Here is a 15,634-nt window from a genome sequence, read left to right on the forward strand (position 1 = left end):
TCGGGCCCACCCGCCACGCCGCCTTCGGTTTAGCTCCGGATTGGTTGACGAAATGGAAACAGGCGTGATCCAGCGCGGTCATGCTAGGGCGCTCGGAATGGCGCCGACCGATCTCCGCGAAACCGCTGTCCTTCCACCCCGCTCGCTCGCCGTCGCGGCGTTCTCGACCATCGTCGAATGGTATGATTTCACGCTCTACCTCTATGTCGCGACGATCCTCGCCCGGGTGTTCTACGGCGGCGGCAGCGGCTCGCTGCTGCTGACGCTCGGCGGGTTCGCCATCGCCTATCTGATGCGGCCGCTCGGTGCGGTGGCCTTCAGCCATATCGGGGACAAATACGGGCGGCGGCGCATGATGCTGATGTCGGTCGCGCTAATGACCGCGGCGATGCTAGCGACGGCGCTGCTCCCGACCCGCGCCGCCATCGGCCCCGCAGCCGGCTGGCTGCTGCTGGCCTTACGCTGCGTGATGGGGTTCTCGGTCGGCGGCGAATATACCGGGGTGGTCGCCTATCTGCTCGAAGGCGCGCCGGTGCGGCGCCGCGGGCTGGTCACCTCCTCGGCCTCGGCGGCGAGCGAGGTCGGCGCGCTGCTCGCGGTCGGGGTGTCGGCGCTGACCGTCAGCCAGTTGCCGCAGGCCGCGCTCGACGCCTGGGGCTGGCGCATCCCCTTCTTCGTCGGCGCCGCGCTCGCCGCCTCCGTCTGGGTCGCGCGTTCGACCATGCACGAGAGCCCCGAGTTCCGCCGCCAACAGGACGCGGGCACGGTGCCCGAGCTGCCGCTGCGCCACGCCCTCACCAACCACCGGCTCGCCATCGCCCGCTCGTTCGCCATCTCGGCGCTCGGCTCGATCACTTATTATGTCGGGATCACTTACGTCCCTTCGTTCCTGACCTCGGCGGGGTCGCTGAGCGAGCGCGACGCGCTGTGGCTGTCGACCGTGGCCGCGGTCGCGGTGATCCTGGTCACTCCGCTGACCGGCGCGCTCACCGACCGGATCGGCCGCAAACCGGTGCTGATCGCCCTGTGTCTCGGCAGCGCCGCGCTTCCTGTCACCATGTTCTCGCTGATGGCCAGCTCCGCCCGAACCGAGGCGCTGGTCGGCGCCGTTGTCCTGGCCATGCTCGCCGGGGCGGTAAGCGCGGTCGGCGCGGTCGCCACCGCCGAGCAATTTCCCGGCGAAGGGCGGATCACCGGCCTCGCGCTCGGCGCGACCATGGCCACCGCGGTGTTCGGCGGCCTCACCCCGTTCGCGGCGCAGCTGCTGGTCGAGCGCACCGGCTGGGGCACCGCGCCGGGGATCATGATCGCGCTGGTCGCGCTGTGCGTGCTGCCCGTCTTCCTGCGCCTCAGCGAAACGGCGCCGGCGTTGACATTGCGCGGCGATGCGCAGGAAAACTCGTCGGGCAAAGAGGGGAATCGACATGGTTGATGACGAGGTGATCGTGGTTCCGGCGGCCAATCCGGCCGCGCTGGGGCTGGTAGCGTTCGGGCTGACCACGGTGCTGCTCAGCCTGGTCAACGCCGGCGTGCTTCCGGCGGGCGGAGAGCCCGTGGTGATCCCGCTGGCGCTGGCATTCGGCGGCCTGATGCAGATTTTCGCCGGCGCCTTCGAGTTCCGCCTCGGCAACACCTTCGGGATGACCGCCTTCTTCAGCTATGGCGCCTTCTGGTGGTGGTTCGCTTTCCTGCTGCTGTTCGCCCACAACCACTGGATCGACATCTCGCAGGCCGGCCCGACAGTCGGCGTCGCCCTGCTGCTGTGGGGCGTGCTGACCCTCTATTTGTGGATCAGCACGTTCCGCCTTCCCAAGATCCTGTTTCTGATTTTCCTGACCCTGTGGGTGACGTTCGGTTTGCTCGGCCTCGGCGCCATCCAGGCCAACCCGGCGCTGAGCCATGCCGGCGGCTGGCTCGGGCTCGTCTGCGGTTCGCTCGCGATCTACGGCAGCTTCGCGATCGTCACCAATTCCGTGTTTGGCCGCGCGTTGGTGCCGGTCGGCGAGCGGCCTGTGCTCGGCGCCTAGCGCGCGCCCCAGCCGGTCAGCATCGTCTTGATCGTCCGGAAGAAAATCAGCACGTCGAGCCAGGGCGAGAAATATTTGATGTAGTAGAAGTCGTACTGCAGCTTGCGGTGGACCTCGTTGACCTCGGCGACGTGGCCCTGGTTGACCTGGGCCCAGCCCGATATTCCGGGCTTCACCACGTGGCGATAGCGGTAGAATGGGATTTCGCTGGTGTACCACACCGACAGCACCTCCGCCTCCGGCCGCGGCCCGATCCAGCTCATCTCCCAATTGAGGATGTTGATGATCTGCGGCAGCTCGTCGATGCGGAGTTTGCGAAGCCAATGGCCGAGCCGCGTGATCCGATCGTCATTATCCAGAGTCATTGCCGAGGTCCGATCGTCGACATCCTCGACCCGGCGCATGGTCCGGAACTTGTAGACGATGATCGGGCGCCCGGCGTGACCGACGCGCTTCTGCCGGAAAAGCGCCGGGCCGCTGCTGTCGAGCCGGATCGCGAGCGAGACGGCCGCCATCAGCGGCAGCACCACGGGCAGCAGCAGAAGCGCAAAGGCGAAATCGACCAGGCCCTTCAAGTAGAAATAACCCCGCGCGGGTAGCAGCGAACCGAAGCTGTTTTCGGACAGATGCTCGAGCTCGACGCGCCCGGTTAGCGATTCCGCGAGCTGCTTGACTTGGTAGACGATCCGCCCGGCAATCGCTGCGTCGGCGAGGAACGCCTCCCATTCGTCGGGCAGCTCGGCGCTGAAATCGGCGACGATCGCGTTGCACGAACGGGCGTCGCGCAGCTGCGCTCGCTTGAGCGGGTGCCAGTCGACGCCCTCGATTTCGACCAGCCGGTCCGTGGCGCCGAACGGGACCACCGCGATGCGCCGCCGCACCCTCCGCTCGGCCCGGATGTAGAGGATATAGAGCCAGGCGACGTGGAGCAGGAAGCCGGCGGCGAGCCCGACGCGGTCGTAGGGGAAACGCGTCAGGACGAACCACACGACGACGATGCCATGCCCAGTGAGCGCGGCGGGCAGGATCACCGAGCTCCTGCGGATTCCCGGATAGGTCTCGATCGACAGCCGGGTCCAGAAGGCGATGATCACCGCGACCGCATTGCCCACCAGCGTATTGAGGCTCGCCGCCTCGATCATCGTGCCGGGGAGCAGCGGCCCGCGCAGGAACCATGACGGCAGTGCGCCGACGACAAGCGCTCCGGCGAACTGGAATCGCCTGCGCACGAGGAGCGAAGGCGTCTCGCGGACCTGGTCGTGCCGCATCGTCAGGCTGCGCCCTGAGCTTGTCGAACGCCCTTCACAGCGTCCACCGGTCGAGCCCCGGATCGAGCTCACGGCCACGCCACATGCCCTTGAGGTCGGCGAGCGTGCCCCCCGGCGCGACCAGCGCCGCCAGGCTTTCGTCGGGGAGATCGCGATAGGCGCGGTGAGCGACCGCCCCGACCACCAGATCGTAGCGCCGGCCGTCAGGCTCGGTGACCTTGAGACCATGCTCGCTCTCGATCTCTTCGGCCGCGGCGACCGGGTCGGCGACCTCGACGTCGTGCCCGAGCCACAGCAGCCGCCGCACGAGGTCGAAGCTGCGGCTGTTGCGCAGATCGGGCACATTCTCCTTGAAGGTGAGCCCGAGGATCAGCGCGCTTCCTGCCTTGCGGCGCCGGTCGTGGAGTGCGTCGGCGATCCAGCCGCCCATGCCGTCGTTGGTCTGCCGCCCGGCGAGGATCACCTGCGGGTCGTGGCCAACCTGCTGGGCAAGGTGGCTGAGGTAGTAAGGATCGACCCCGATGCAGTGGCCGCCGACCAGCCCTGGCTCGAACCCGAGGAAATTCCACTTGGTCCGCGCCGCGTCGAGCACGTCCCACACCGATACGCCAATGCGCGAGAAGATCTGGGTGACTTCGTTGATGAAGGCGATGTTGATGTCGCGCTGCGCATTCTCGATCGCCTTTGCGGCCTCGGCCGCCTTGATCGAGGCGGCGCGGAACACCCCGCCGCTGGTGATGGCGCCGTAGATCGTCGCAAGTTGTTCGACGACCTCGGCATCCTCGCCGGCGATGATCTTGGTGATCCGGTCGATGCTGTGCTCGCGGTCGCCGGGATTGATCCGCTCCGGACTGTAACCGAGACGAAAGTCGCGGCCGCGCTTCAGTCCTGCGGCCTGATCGATCTCGGGCCCGCAAAGTTCTTCGGTAACGCCGGGATAGACGGTGCTTTCGTAGACGATGGTCGGCCGTCGCGCGGGATCGATCGCGGCCGCGACCATCCGCGTCGCGGCCATGACCGCGCCGAGGTCGGGGCGATTGGCCTGGTCGACCGGCGTCGGCACGGTGACGATGTAGACGTCGGCGCCCGCACATTCGCGGGGGTCGTTGGTGATGCCGAGGGAAGTGGCCCGCAGCGCGTCGCCCTCGACCTCGTGAGTCCGGTCGTGGCCTCCGCGAAGCTCGGCGATCCGCGCTTCGTCGATGTCGAAGCCGACGACCTTGAACTTGCGCGCGAGCGCAACGGCGAGCGGAAGCCCCACATAGCCAAGACCGATGACGACGATACGCGGATGAGCCGGCATTGCGCGCGACTATACCGAGATAAACCGTTTCGAACACACCTCCACCGAAACGGATATATTAAACCCGGACTAGCCCTTTTCCGGTCGTCCGCGGCCGATCCCGTAATAGGTCAGCCCGGCGGCTTCGGCATCGCTGCGGTCGTAGACATTGCGCAGGTCGATCAGGATCTTGCCCTTGAGCGACGCGGCGATGCGGTCGAGGTCGAGCGCACGGAACTCATCCCACTCGGTGACGATCACCAGCGCGTCGGCGCCCTCCGCGGCGCCGTAAGCGTCCTCCGCGAAATCGACGCCGGGCAGGATCTGCTCCGCCTGCAGCCGGGCGACCGGGTCGTAGGCCGCGACCGATGCGCCGCGTTCGAGCAGCCCTTTGACGATCGGGATCGACGGGGCTTCGCGCATATCGTCCGTATTCGGCTTGAACGCGAGGCCGAGCACGGCGACGCGCTTGCCGGACAGCTGCCCACCGAATGCCCGCTCCACACGCTCGACCATCTGCGCCTTGCGCCGGTCGTTGACCTCGACGGTGGTGCGGACGATCCGCTGCTCGACCCCCGCCTGCTCGGCGGTCTGCAGCAGCGCGACCGTATCCTTGGGAAAGCAGCTTCCGCCATATCCCGGCCCCGCGTGCAGGAACTTGGCGCCGATGCGATTGTCGAGCCCGATCCCGCGGGCGACGTCTTGGACGTCGGCATCGACCGCTTCGCACAAATCGGCGATCTCGTTGATGAAGCTGATCTTGACCGCGAGGAAGGCGTTCGCGGCATATTTGGTGAGCTCGGCGGTGCGCCTGCCGGTGATCAGGATCGGCGCGCGGTTGAGGAACAACGGCCGGTAGATTTCCCGCACCACGTCCTGCGCGCGGTCGTCTTCGGCGCCGACGACGATCCGGTCGGGGTGCTTGAAGTCGGCGATCGCGGCGCCTTCGCGCAGGAACTCGGGGTTCGAGGCGACCGACACGTCGGTGACGCCCTCCTCGCGTAGGATCGCGTCGATCCGGTCACCGGTGCCCACGGGCACGGTCGACTTGGTCACCACCACGGTGCCCGGCCGGATCATCTTGGCGAGCTCGCGCACGGCCTCGAACACGAAGGTCAGGTCGGCGTGCCCGTCGCCCCGCCTCGCCGGCGTCCCGACCGCGATGAACACCGCTTCGGCGTCTCGCACTGCGGCAGCAACGTCGGTCGTGAACGTCAGCCGGCCGCGCTCGGCGTTGGCCTTGACCAGGGCCTCGAGCCCGGGTTCCCAGATCGGCATCTCGCCGGCGTTGAGCCCGTCGATCTTGGCGGCGTCCTTGTCGACGCAGCAGACGCGGTGGCCGAAATCGGCAAAACAGGCCCCGGACACGAGCCCGACATAGCCGGTGCCGATCATCGCAATGCGCATGGTTACTCCTGAGGCTGGCCAGCGCCCTTAGCCGCCGGGGCCGCCAATGAACAAGCATCGCATCAAGCTGTGCTTATGACCTGCCCAAGTCTTTTTGTGAGCCAGCCCGAACCGGCCCCGATAAGCTCCGCGGCATGGACATTGATCTCGACCGCGCCGTTCTGCTCCCCATAGACGTGCAAAAGGGCTTCGATGCCGCTTACTGGCCGCGCCGCTGGAACAAGCAGGGGATGGAGGCCAATGGCCTCGCCCTGATCGACGAGTGGCGAGCGAGGGAGCGCCTGATCATGCACGCGCGCCATGACTCGATCGAGCCTGGCTCATCGTTGACTCCGGGAACGCCGGGTAATGACTTCCGCCCTGGCTTTGGCCCGCGCGGCGAAGAGCCCCTCATTCCAAAAAGCGTCAATTCGGCCTTCATCGGCACCGACCTCGATTTGCGGCTGAAACGCGTCGGTGCGAAGCACGTGATCGTCTTCGGCATTTCGACCGATCAATGCGTTTCGACTACGATTCGCACCGGCGCCAACATGGGGTGGGACATGATCCTTGTCCCAAATGCTTGCGATTGTTTCGATCTTCCGGATGGCCAGGGCGGGACGATCCCAGCCGAGCAGATCCACGCGGCGCACGTCGCCACGCTCCTCTTTGAATTCTGCCGCGGCTATTCGACCGCGGAACTAATCGGACAACGCCAGGCGGCCTAGCGCCTAGTTTTCGGCGCCAAATTCCTATATTGGCGCGGCCCTTCCGATGAACGTCACCACTCTCCCCAAGCCCCCGCGCGTCGGGCTGGTCTCGCTCGGCTGTCCCAAGGCCCTGGTCGACAGCGAGCGGATCATGACCAAGCTGCGCGCCGACGGCTACGACATGTCGCCCGATTATGCCGGCGCCGACGTGGTGCTGGTCAACACCTGCGGCTTCCTCGACAGCGCAAAGGAAGAAAGCCTCGAAGCGATCGGCGAGGCGATTGCCGAGAACGGCCGCGTCGTGGTCACCGGTTGCATGGGCAAGGAAGCCGACGTCATCCGCGCGCGCTTTCCGCAAGTGCTCGCCGTCACCGGCCCGCAGCAATATGAGGAAGTCGTCGCGGCGGTCCACGAGGCGGCGCCGCCAATCCCGAACGCGTTCATCGACCTGGTCCCCGAGGCGGGGCTCAAGCTCACGCCGCGCCACTACAGCTATTTGAAGATCTCCGAGGGCTGCAACCACCGCTGCGCCTTCTGCATCATCCCGAGCATCCGCGGCGACCTCGTCAGCCGTCGCCCCGACGCCATCCTGCGCGAGGCCGAGAAGCTCGTCGCGGCCGGGACCCGGGAGCTGCTGGTCATCAGCCAGGACACGTCGGCCTACGGCGTCGACATCCGCCACAAGGCGTGGCCGTGGAAAGGCGGCGAAGTCCGCGCGCACATGACCGACCTTTCGCGCGAGCTGGGTAAATTGGGCGCGTGGGTCCGGCTGCACTACGTCTACCCCTACCCGCACGTCGACAATGTCATGCCGCTGATGGCCGAAGGACTGGTCCTGCCCTACCTCGACATCCCGTTCCAGCATGCGAGCCCCAAGGTCCTGCGCGCGATGCGCCGTCCGGCAAACGACGCCAAAGTACTTGAACGCATCCGGACGTGGCGCGCGCAGGTGCCCGACCTCGCGATCCGCTCGTCGTTCGTCGTCGGCTTCCCTGGCGAGACCGAGGAGGATTTTGTCTATCTCCTCGCGTGGCTCGAGCAGGCGCAGCTCGATCGCGTCGGCGCGTTCAAGTTCGAGGCGGTCGAGGGCGCGCCCGCGACCTCGATGGACGACCAGGTCCCCGAGGACTTGAAGCAGGAACGCTATGAAGCAGTGATGACGCTGTCCGCGCGCATCTCGGCCGAAAAGCTCGCCGCCAAGGTCGGCTCGACCATCGACGTCCTGATCGACCGCGTCGACGAACATCCTCCCCTCGATTTCGAGGGGAGGGGGACCGCCGAAGGCGGTGGAGGGGCCCCTGTCGCCCACTCCGATGCTCCCCATCCCGACCATCATCGAGCCGTCGGCGCAACCGGCCGTTCCAAGGCCGACGCTCCCGAGATCGACGGCGAGGTCCACCTGCGCGACGCCGGCGGGCTCAAGCCCGGCGACATCGTCAGCGTCCGCGTCGAGGATTCAGACGAGCACGACCTTTACGGAGTGCCGCTGGAAACCATCGCCGCCTAGCGCCCGGCTGCCCGAAATCGGTGGAAAGCGGACAGTGTGTCGCCGGAATCGCCGATTGTTGTCGACCCGGCACGGTTCATGATAGTTGCGGCGCGGAGGACGAGCGATGACGCCGATTCCCTCTCACGAGCGCAGGTTCCTGATCGCGGGCGCAGCGATCCTTGCCGTAGGCGCGGGCGCTTATGGATTTGCCAGCTATTACCCGGCGCTGGGACCGATCGTCGGGACCATCGCTCCGCAGCTGTACGTCGATGCCGTGGCTGGCGCGCAAATCCCGCTGCAAGGCCGCTACGTGCTGGTCGATGCCGCTTCCGCACGGCTGTACATGATCGAGAACGGCCGCGTTCAGGATACGATGCGGGTGATCGTCGGAAAGCCCGCAACCCCGACCCCGGAGCTGAAGAGCGTCCTCAATTATGAGACTCTGAACCCGTATTGGCACGTGCCTGCCGATCTCACCCAGACGCTTGTCGCTGCCCGCGTGCTGAAGGATGGCCCGTCATATCTCACCGAGCACGGCTATGAGGTTGTCGCCGCCTTCTCACCCGATGCGCCCGTGCTTCCTGCCGACAGCGTCGACTGGAAAGCGGTCGCCGCCGGCACGGCCAGGATCTTCGTTCGGCAACGGCCCGGCCCCGCCAATTCCCTGGGCCACTTCAAGTTCGACCTTCCTAACGGCGACGGGATCTATCTTCACGATACGCCCAAGAAAGAGCTCTTCGCCCAGGACGCGCGCAACCTCAGCCATGGCTGTGTCCGCCTCGAGGACGCGCAGCGGCTGGCGCGGTGGCTGCTGGGCAAGGACCCGCCCGCGGCCTCGGTCCCCGAGGAGAACATCCTCCTGCCCCGGCCGGTGCCGATCACGATCAGCTACCTCGATCAGCGCAGCCAGACGCAGCTCGCAGCGCTGCAATAAAGGTTCGCGGCAGCCTTAGGCCTAGAACCGGGCTTTCAAGCCGAGCTGCGCGCTGGTCTTCGCGCCGCCATCGCGGCCAACCGTCGTGGACATCGCAAGGTCGAAGCTGATGGCGTCGTTGAGAAATGCGCTCGCGCCGCCGGAAATCCGGCCATAGGTGTCCTTCGCACGGCTCGTCGCCCAGTGGTTGACGATTACCGGTGCGCTGGTCTGCGCGAAGCTGATCAGGCGACCGTTGCTTGCAAAATTATGCTCGGCGGTCAGGTCGACGAAGGGATGGAAGCCGGCGAGCGTGCCGCGCACTTCGACGCCGGCCTGGCCGCTCAGGTCGTTCAGGCTCTGGCTCCCGACGTTGAGCGTAAGGGCCGGATCTCCGCTCTCGGTGTAGGCGTCGACCTTGGCGCGGGCATAATCGAGCGCGACGACCGGCCCTGCCTGGATCCCGCCGAAGCTCATCAGATAGCCGCCCTTGACGCCGCCAAGGATGTGGCTGCCGTGGGGCTGCGCGGTCATGCCGGCGACCACGCCCATGCGGGCGATGCGGTCACGATCCTCGCCAAAGCCGGCATAGCCCTGGCCGAAGAAGCCCTCGGCGCCGAAGCTGCCATAGGCGCCGAGCTGCCAGCTGCGGGCCTTGATGCGTGAGCTGTCGTCGTTGAAGCGCAGCCGCGGGCGGCTGTAATTCGCGGCGATTCCGATGATTCCGCCCGGCAGGCCGTATTCCGCGCCGACAGTCCCGCCGCCGCTGCGGATCTGTGCGGCCGACGTCTGGGCGCTGTTCGGCAGATCGTGCGACAGGCCGTCGCCGACGATGTACAGCCGCAAACCGCCCGCGCTGGCGTCGCGGCCATAAAGGTCGCTCCGGCCCGAAAGCGTCCGTCCCCATTGCCGCGCGGTATCGATGCCGAGGTCGGAGGGTCCCTGCAACGTCAATGGAGCGGCCAGCTGCCTCGCGACATATCGACCGACGATGGCGAAGCCGTTCGATGTGAGGTGAAGCGCGTCGCCGTAAAACAGATAGCCAGCGGCGTTGGCCGCGCAGGTCGTGTTCGGGAACAGCGGGCAGACCAGGCCATTGGTGATCCCGTAAGCCGTGGGATTGGCGCTGATCTGGTCGAGGACCTTGCTGAGGTCGAGGTAATGGACGATCGAGCCGCGCGCCGCATAGCCGCCGAGCACATTCTGGACGCCGCCGTTGAACGCGGTCGAATAGGCCGTGCGCACCGCCGCGCCGGCGGGATCGCCTGCGATCTCGGGCAGCCTGCCTGTATCTCCGGCAAGAAAGCTGATGGTCGGGGTGCCGCGCTGCATCACCAGGTCGAAGTTTTGCTGGAAGTTCGTCACCGCCGTCGCCGCGGCTGCCGGCGCACCGGCAAGCGTTCCGCTGCCTTGCTGGTAGGCGCGTGCGTCATTCCCGCCGATCGACACCGCGACGAGATCGCTGCGGTCGAGGGCCGTGCTGACGGCCGGGAACCCAAGCGTGCCGCCTCCCGCAAGGAACTCCTGCACCTCGAACGTCAAGCCGGGCAGGCCGGCTGACTGGTTGCCGTTGTTGGTCCGCGCCCCGCCGATGGCGAAATTGTACTGCGGCACCTGCAGCAGGGTGCTGAGCGTATCGATATAGTTCGTGCCGCCGGAGAACCGGCCGGTCGTGTAGACACCCGTCGACGCCGGGCTGATCCCGGCAAGCCGCAAAGCGTTGCCGATGTCGGCATAGGAATCGCCGAACACGATGATCCGGTCGACCTGCTGGGCCGCGGCTGGCGTCGACAGCGCGGCGATCGAAATCAACGACGCGCAAGCAAAAGCCCGCGACAAACGGCGGCGATACATAAACCCTCCCCATCTTCTTCGAACCCGGCGCGACGCGGCGGGCTCGAGGCTATCGTGGCCATTATCGACAAGCGTGCAAGTAGCGGCTGCCGGACGGATGCTTACGGTCGTTTCAGTGAAGCAATTCGGCAACAGTCACGGGTGCCGAGCTGCCGCCTCGCCCGCAGCACTTGCGCTCGTGCACGATTTGACCGCTCCAGTCGCCCACGGGCCAGTGCGGACATTTGCCGCGGGTCGGCCGTTGGATGCCGGTGATACGGGCGTTCATCCTGGCACTCGGCGATCTTTCCGACCGGCGCATCCTTGCCATCCTGTTCCAGGCGCTCGTCATCACAGCGATCATCTTCTTGCTGCTTGGCGCGCTGCTGATGTGGTTGCTGGCGGGGATGGATCCGTGCGCGTGGGTGGGCGCCCAGTCATGCCCGCTCGGCCGCGTGGCGGGTGGTGTCAGCGCAGTCGCGCTGACTGTCGTCGGGGCGTGGCTGCTGTTCCCCGGCGTGGCGATCGGGGTCGTCACCTGCTTTGCCGATCGCATCGCGGCCGCCGTCGAGTTGCGCCACTATCCCGATGCAGCAGCCAGCGCCCGGCCGGTGGGCGTTGCAAGAGGCATCGGCATGGGCCTTCGTTCGGCCTTCCGGCTATTGCTGTTCAACCTGCTTGCCGCGCCTTTTTACGTGCTGCTTCTGGTGACCGGCGTCGGCCCGTTCGTGCTGTTCGTGATCGTCAACGGATTGGCGTTCGGACGCGACCTTGGGGCGCTCGCCGCGGCCCGTCACGGTGACCGGCAATCGCGCCGAGCTCAGCTGAAAAGGATGCGAGGCGAGCAGAATTTGATGGGAACGATGGTAAGCGTCATGTTCCTGGTGCCGTTCGTCAACCTGGTCGCGCCGATCATTGGAACAGCCATGGCCATCCACCTGTTCGACCGTTCGATCGAAACCTCGCGCTAACCGGGTACCGCCGAGCGCCTGCTTTGGGCGGAGTGCGTTACCACCGCCGCCCCGGGCCACCCCATCTGCTTCCGCCGGCTCCTCCAAGCAGTCGCACGACGAGCAGGAGCAATATCGCACCTATGGTCGCGTTGACGATCGCGCTGACGACTCCAGTCCCCAGATGGATACCGAGCCGCGGCAACAACCAATTCCCGATAAAGGCACCCACGATCCCGACCAGCAGGTCGCCGATAATTCCGAACCCCGTACCCCGAACGATTTTGCCGGCCAACCAGCCCGCAACGACGCCGACGAGCAATATGACCAACAGGCTTTCGTTCGACAGATGCATTGGTCACCTCTTGATCAGGGACACCATCTAACTGGCTTGATCGTGCCCATCGGCAACGTTTCCATATCACCACAGTTCCTCGGCCGCGGCGCGACGCGCTGGACGTGAGTTCGTCGCTCTAGGCTTTGGCGACCGGCACCTTGGAACAATGTTCGTTGACGATCAGGAACTTGTCGTCGGCCTGCTTGCGGAACACGTCGGTGCAGCGGATCGACAGTGCCTTGACGCTCCCCGCGGTGCTGGTGAGGTTGGCGATCGACGAGAAAATGAAGTCCTCGCCGTCGAGGATTTGAGTCTTGCTTTGCGTGATCGCCGCATGATCGAACTTCATTGCGGCAAAGCCTTGCTGCAGCTTTGTCCAATTTGCGCGATCGGTCGACAAAGGCGCCTCCGAAACGTCGAAGCCGACGACGTCGGGCGCATAGAGCGCGTCGATCTTGGCTGCATCCCCCGATTGCCAGGCGGCCACCGTCGCATCGGTGACCTTTGCTGCGTCGGCCTCGCTGATCTTTGTGGCGGAGTGTTGATGATGCTTGTCACCGTCATCCCGATCACGGTCGCAGGCAGTGATCGCGAACATGGCGCCCAACGCCAACGGCAGCGAGAGCGTCCTGAGAGACTGTTGCATCGGCCATCCTCCAGCGGAGCGATTGGGTTTGTGCGGAACGCATCCGTAACGGCTCCGGGAGTGCGATAGGCCGATCCGATGCCCTTGCAACCTAAATGGCCCACTCGCCCGGTACGTGCATTTCCGACGCGAGGCGCTCGGTGGAAAACCGGACGCTCCGACTGCGGTGGTGTAACGAATCGATGCACGATAGCGTGCCGCGCGCGGAGGCCGGTCATGCAGATGTTCGAATATGTCATCGTTCTGATTTCGATCGTGATCGGGCTGGCGCTGACGCATTTGATGCAGCGGATCGCGGGGCTGATCCAGCATCCCACGCGTGCGCGCGTCTGGTGGGTGCATTTGGTCTGGGTCGCCTACATGTTTCTCTCGATCGTTTTTTGGTGGTGGTGGGAATTTCAGCTTCAGCACATCAAGACGTGGACCTTTTCCATCTATCTCTTCGTGGTTTTCTACGCTTTCTATTTGTATCTGATCTGCGCGATGCTCTTCCCCCGAGATCTGGAGGGATATGACGGGTACAAGGATTATTTCCTGGCCCGGCGCGGCTGGTTTTTCGGATTGCTGATTGGGTGGTCGGTGATCGATACGATCGACACCTGGATCAAAGGCCCCGACTATTTCGCTGCGCTCGGCGCCACGGCAATGATCTTCAACGTCGCGCTGGCACTTTCCAGTGTCGTCGGGATGATCTCGCGGCGCGGCGCAGTCCAGGCGGTCATCGCGGTCGGACAATTGGCCTATCTGGTGTCGGGGGTGCTGCGCCTGTTCAATGTGGTCAACTTCGAGATTTAGCCCCTCCTAAGCTGCCAATCGTTCGGCGGGTCAGCCCAACGTCCGCAATGGGTCGAAAGCGGACCTAACGTCGCGGCCCTCGCGCTTTCATTGGAACTATCCCCGCGACAACAAACCCCAGCCTGTGAAAGCGCAGCCTCCGAGGAATGCCGCCACGCTGGCAAATACGAACAGGTGTGTCGCACGCGACCCAATGGCCTGATCCATATGTCTTTTCATCGTTGCCTCTAAAGCGGCTAGGCGCTGGCCGTCCCCCGCGACCGTCAACCAGTAACCCATCATTGTATTCGCCGCGATGCTTACGCGCTTGAAGGCGTACAGCGACCATAGCCCGGCGCCTAACGCGGCCAAGATGCGAAGAAGGAACGCCAGAGCTCCACCCAGTTTGGCCTCTGGGGCCATGTTGAGAGGGAGCACGGATATTATCGCCGCGCCATTGATGACCACCAAAGTTGCGAGAAGCCAGCGCGAGAGGCTCGCAACCTCGTGCAAGCCGTCATGGAACGCCTCCACCATGATCGGCATGAATGTTTCCGCAGCCAGCCGATTGGACAGATGTTCGTCATGGTCGTCGCTCATCACCGCCTCCGTTGCGGGCAGGACGGCACCAAAGTGCCGTCCCACGCGAACAAGCTAACGCAGTGACCGGAAGCCAGCGCGAAGCTCTTCCGATAAGAGTTGCGGCTGCTCCCACGCCGCAAAGTGCCCGCCTTTGGGAAGGACATTGAAATGCAGGAGATTGTGATAGGCGCGCTCGGACCAACTCCGCGGACCTTGGTAGATCTCCTCGGGGAACACGCTGACGGCAGCCGGGACGGAGATGCTCAGGTCGTGGAAGAAGCCGCCCTTGAATTCCGTGTAGAGCCGAGCCGAAGAGACTCCGGTATTCGTCAACCAGGACAGCGTGATGTTGTCGAGGATGTCGTCCCGCGTAAGATCGCCGTAGGGCTCACCATCGACGAAGAGTTTAGCGATGTGCCCGTAGCTAGCCACGTCGTGGTCGATCATCCAGGCAGCAAGGGCGATCGGTGAGTCCGCCAAGCCGTACAGGGTTTGCGGATGTGAGATCATCATGAACTGCGTAGGTAGGTTCTGGAATGCGAACGCGAGCTGGTCGTACGCACGCTGCTCCTCGCCCGAAAGGCTTGCTGGCGCCGGGCCGCCCGATTGAAGCGCCTTCGTGACCTCAGACGGCACGCTACCCGGGAAGTTCACATGGATGCCGATCAGCTCGGGAGGAGCCTGTTGGGCCATCTCATTCGTGACGAACGCACCCCAATCGCCCCCTTGCGCGACGAAACGGTCGTATCCGAGGCGCTTCATCAGAACGGTCCAGGCACGCGCCATTCGAGCGGGATCCCAGCCGGTCCTGACGGGCTTGCCGGAAAACCCATACCCAGCGCCTGACGGGATCACCACGTCGAATGCATCCGACGCACTGCCACCGTAAGCCGTGGGGTTCGTCAGCGGATCGATGATCTTCAGCTGCTCGATGGGCGAGCCAGGCCAGCCGTGCGTTACGATCACTGGCAATGCATTTTCATGCTTTGACCGGACATGGATGAAATGGATGTCCAGGCCATCGATCTCAGTGATGAAGTTCGGCAGTGCGTTCAGCCGAGCTTCGCAGCGCCGCCAGTCGTAGTCTGTTGCCCAATAGGCCGCGAGCTCCTGCATGAGCGCCAATTGCACGCCCTGGGTGCCGTCATCGACCAGCTCACGTTCTGGCCATCGCGTGGATTTGATGCGGAACTTGAGATCAGCAAGCTGCTCGTCGGAAGCATGAAAAGCGAAAGGTCGGATCAACGGGTCGTCGGTCGGGGCGAGGATGAACGTCTCGCCTAGGTCCTCGCTCGCCTTGGACGTTGGCATAGGTTGGACGGGCACCACTGAGGGGTTGGCGGTAGTGACCTCGGGCTGCGGGGGAAGCGTGGTTTGCGTCATCGTTGTCCTCCTCGTCGGAGGGCGCTTGTGACCTGCCTCCGGACGACAAGAGAG

At 65.0% G+C, this 15,634-nt stretch carries 16 protein-coding genes; 8 read left to right on the plus strand and 8 right to left on the minus strand.

Annotation, left to right across the window (positions count from 1 at the left end; genetic code table 11):
* Nucleotides 1-97: 97 nt before the first annotated feature.
* Nucleotides 98-1,432 carry an MFS transporter gene (locus ACJ8FR_RS12800; protein WP_407829022.1) on the plus strand — a complete coding sequence of 445 codons (1,335 nt, stop codon included), beginning with the start codon at nt 98-100 and terminating at the stop codon, nt 1,430-1,432.
* Nucleotides 1,425-2,027, plus strand: coding sequence for an acetate uptake transporter (locus ACJ8FR_RS12805; RefSeq protein ID WP_407829023.1), 603 nt, complete (start codon nt 1,425-1,427; stop codon nt 2,025-2,027). The genes ACJ8FR_RS12800 and ACJ8FR_RS12805 overlap by 8 nt, the downstream gene beginning before the upstream one ends.
* Here the strand turns inward: ACJ8FR_RS12805 and ACJ8FR_RS12810 are convergent.
* The 3 genes from ACJ8FR_RS12810 to ACJ8FR_RS12820 form a co-directional block, all read right to left on the minus strand.
* Entirely contained in the window at nt 2,024-3,295 is a 1,272-nt protein-coding gene (locus tag ACJ8FR_RS12810) for a sugar transferase (protein WP_407829024.1), read from the minus strand. The genes ACJ8FR_RS12805 and ACJ8FR_RS12810 overlap by 4 nt on opposite strands.
* A gap of 34 nt (nt 3,296-3,329) precedes the next feature.
* Entirely contained in the window at nt 3,330-4,598 is a 1,269-nt protein-coding gene (locus ACJ8FR_RS12815; protein ID WP_407829025.1) for a nucleotide sugar dehydrogenase, read from the minus strand.
* A gap of 69 nt (nt 4,599-4,667) precedes the next feature.
* A complete protein-coding gene (locus ACJ8FR_RS12820; RefSeq protein WP_407829026.1) occupies nt 4,668-5,984 on the minus strand; it encodes a UDP-glucose dehydrogenase family protein in 1,317 nt (438 codons plus the stop codon).
* 134 nt (nt 5,985-6,118) lie between these two features.
* On the opposite strand from ACJ8FR_RS12820, the gene ACJ8FR_RS12825 reads away from it, so the two are divergent.
* From ACJ8FR_RS12825 to ACJ8FR_RS12835, 3 genes are all read left to right on the plus strand, one after another.
* Complete coding sequence (locus tag ACJ8FR_RS12825; protein ID WP_407829027.1) at nt 6,119-6,691, plus strand: cysteine hydrolase family protein; 573 nt, start codon at nt 6,119-6,121, stop codon at nt 6,689-6,691.
* A 46-nt stretch (nt 6,692-6,737) separates the two neighbouring features.
* Nucleotides 6,738-8,180, plus strand: a complete 1,443-nt coding sequence (rimO, locus tag ACJ8FR_RS12830; RefSeq protein ID WP_407829028.1) for a 30S ribosomal protein S12 methylthiotransferase RimO — start codon at nt 6,738-6,740, stop codon at nt 8,178-8,180.
* 106 nt (nt 8,181-8,286) lie between these two features.
* Nucleotides 8,287-9,096 (plus strand): L,D-transpeptidase family protein, encoded by an 810-nt coding sequence (locus tag ACJ8FR_RS12835; RefSeq protein WP_407829029.1) that lies wholly within the window; start codon nt 8,287-8,289, stop codon nt 9,094-9,096.
* A 21-nt stretch (nt 9,097-9,117) separates the two neighbouring features.
* On the opposite strand, the gene ACJ8FR_RS12840 is transcribed toward ACJ8FR_RS12835, so the two are convergent.
* Nucleotides 9,118-10,887 carry an autotransporter domain-containing protein gene (locus tag ACJ8FR_RS12840; protein ID WP_407829030.1) on the minus strand — a complete coding sequence of 590 codons (1,770 nt, stop codon included), beginning with the start codon at nt 10,885-10,887 and terminating at the stop codon, nt 9,118-9,120.
* A gap of 287 nt (nt 10,888-11,174) precedes the next feature.
* Here ACJ8FR_RS12840 and ACJ8FR_RS12845 point away from each other — a divergent pair, with 287 nt between their 5' ends.
* Nucleotides 11,175-11,879 carry an EI24 domain-containing protein gene (locus tag ACJ8FR_RS12845; RefSeq protein ID WP_407829031.1) on the plus strand — a complete coding sequence of 235 codons (705 nt, stop codon included), beginning with the start codon at nt 11,175-11,177 and terminating at the stop codon, nt 11,877-11,879.
* Nucleotides 11,880-11,916: 37 nt separating this feature from the next.
* Here ACJ8FR_RS12845 and ACJ8FR_RS12850 read toward each other — a convergent pair whose 3' ends face one another.
* Nucleotides 11,917-12,090, minus strand: coding sequence for a GlsB/YeaQ/YmgE family stress response membrane protein (locus tag ACJ8FR_RS12850; RefSeq protein WP_407829120.1), 174 nt, complete (start codon nt 12,088-12,090; stop codon nt 11,917-11,919).
* Between ACJ8FR_RS12850 and ACJ8FR_RS12855 the strand changes: the two genes are divergently transcribed.
* Nucleotides 12,043-12,321 (plus strand): hypothetical protein, encoded by a 279-nt coding sequence (locus ACJ8FR_RS12855; RefSeq protein WP_407829123.1) that lies wholly within the window; start codon nt 12,043-12,045, stop codon nt 12,319-12,321. The genes ACJ8FR_RS12850 and ACJ8FR_RS12855 overlap by 48 nt on opposite strands.
* 10 nt (nt 12,322-12,331) lie before the next feature.
* Here the strand turns inward: ACJ8FR_RS12855 and ACJ8FR_RS12860 are convergent, their stop codons facing one another.
* Nucleotides 12,332-12,841: a YybH family protein gene (locus tag ACJ8FR_RS12860; RefSeq protein ID WP_407829032.1), complete on the minus strand. Its 510-nt coding sequence runs from the start codon at nt 12,839-12,841 to the stop codon at nt 12,332-12,334.
* 216 nt (nt 12,842-13,057) lie between these two features.
* Between ACJ8FR_RS12860 and ACJ8FR_RS12865 the strand changes: the two genes are divergently transcribed.
* On the plus strand, nt 13,058-13,636 hold the full coding sequence (locus ACJ8FR_RS12865; RefSeq protein WP_407829033.1) for a hypothetical protein: 579 nt from the start codon (nt 13,058-13,060) through the stop codon (nt 13,634-13,636).
* Nucleotides 13,637-13,732: 96 nt separating this feature from the next.
* On the opposite strand, the gene ACJ8FR_RS12870 is transcribed toward ACJ8FR_RS12865, so the two are convergent.
* Both ACJ8FR_RS12870 and ACJ8FR_RS12875 read right to left on the minus strand, forming a co-directional pair.
* Complete coding sequence (locus tag ACJ8FR_RS12870) at nt 13,733-14,215, minus strand: hypothetical protein (RefSeq protein ID WP_407829034.1); 483 nt, start codon at nt 14,213-14,215, stop codon at nt 13,733-13,735.
* A gap of 54 nt (nt 14,216-14,269) precedes the next feature.
* Nucleotides 14,270-15,580: an epoxide hydrolase family protein gene (locus tag ACJ8FR_RS12875; protein WP_407829035.1), complete on the minus strand. Its 1,311-nt coding sequence runs from the start codon at nt 15,578-15,580 to the stop codon at nt 14,270-14,272.
* Between the last annotated feature and the right edge of the window lie 54 nt (nt 15,581-15,634).

The sequence above is a fragment of the Sphingomonas sp. genome (assembly GCF_045810705.1).
In the GTDB taxonomy this organism is placed as follows: domain Bacteria; phylum Pseudomonadota; class Alphaproteobacteria; order Sphingomonadales; family Sphingomonadaceae; genus Sphingomicrobium.

What these genes read in the sequence shown, in the direction of transcription:
- ACJ8FR_RS12800 (WP_407829022.1), top strand. Translation starts at nt 98, where the DNA reads ATGGCGCCGACCGATCTCCGCGAAACCGCTGTCCTTCCACCCCGCTCG.
- ACJ8FR_RS12805 (WP_407829023.1), top strand. Translation starts at nt 1,425, where the DNA reads ATGGTTGATGACGAGGTGATCGTGGTTCCGGCGGCCAATCCGGCCGCG.
- ACJ8FR_RS12810 (WP_407829024.1), bottom strand. Translation starts at nt 3,295, where the DNA reads ATGCGGCACGACCAGGTCCGCGAGACGCCTTCGCTCCTCGTGCGCAGG.
- ACJ8FR_RS12815 (WP_407829025.1), bottom strand. Translation starts at nt 4,598, where the DNA reads ATGCCGGCTCATCCGCGTATCGTCGTCATCGGTCTTGGCTATGTGGGG.
- ACJ8FR_RS12820 (WP_407829026.1), bottom strand. Translation starts at nt 5,984, where the DNA reads ATGCGCATTGCGATGATCGGCACCGGCTATGTCGGGCTCGTGTCCGGG.
- ACJ8FR_RS12825 (WP_407829027.1), top strand. Translation starts at nt 6,119, where the DNA reads ATGGACATTGATCTCGACCGCGCCGTTCTGCTCCCCATAGACGTGCAA.
- rimO (WP_407829028.1), top strand. Translation starts at nt 6,738, where the DNA reads ATGAACGTCACCACTCTCCCCAAGCCCCCGCGCGTCGGGCTGGTCTCG.
- ACJ8FR_RS12835 (WP_407829029.1), top strand. Translation starts at nt 8,287, where the DNA reads ATGACGCCGATTCCCTCTCACGAGCGCAGGTTCCTGATCGCGGGCGCA.
- ACJ8FR_RS12845 (WP_407829031.1), top strand. Translation starts at nt 11,175, where the DNA reads ATGCCGGTGATACGGGCGTTCATCCTGGCACTCGGCGATCTTTCCGAC.
- ACJ8FR_RS12855 (WP_407829123.1), top strand. Translation starts at nt 12,043, where the DNA reads ATGGATACCGAGCCGCGGCAACAACCAATTCCCGATAAAGGCACCCAC.
- ACJ8FR_RS12860 (WP_407829032.1), bottom strand. Translation starts at nt 12,841, where the DNA reads ATGCAACAGTCTCTCAGGACGCTCTCGCTGCCGTTGGCGTTGGGCGCC.
- ACJ8FR_RS12865 (WP_407829033.1), top strand. Translation starts at nt 13,058, where the DNA reads ATGCAGATGTTCGAATATGTCATCGTTCTGATTTCGATCGTGATCGGG.
- ACJ8FR_RS12870 (WP_407829034.1), bottom strand. Translation starts at nt 14,215, where the DNA reads ATGAGCGACGACCATGACGAACATCTGTCCAATCGGCTGGCTGCGGAA.
- ACJ8FR_RS12875 (WP_407829035.1), bottom strand. Translation starts at nt 15,580, where the DNA reads ATGACGCAAACCACGCTTCCCCCGCAGCCCGAGGTCACTACCGCCAAC.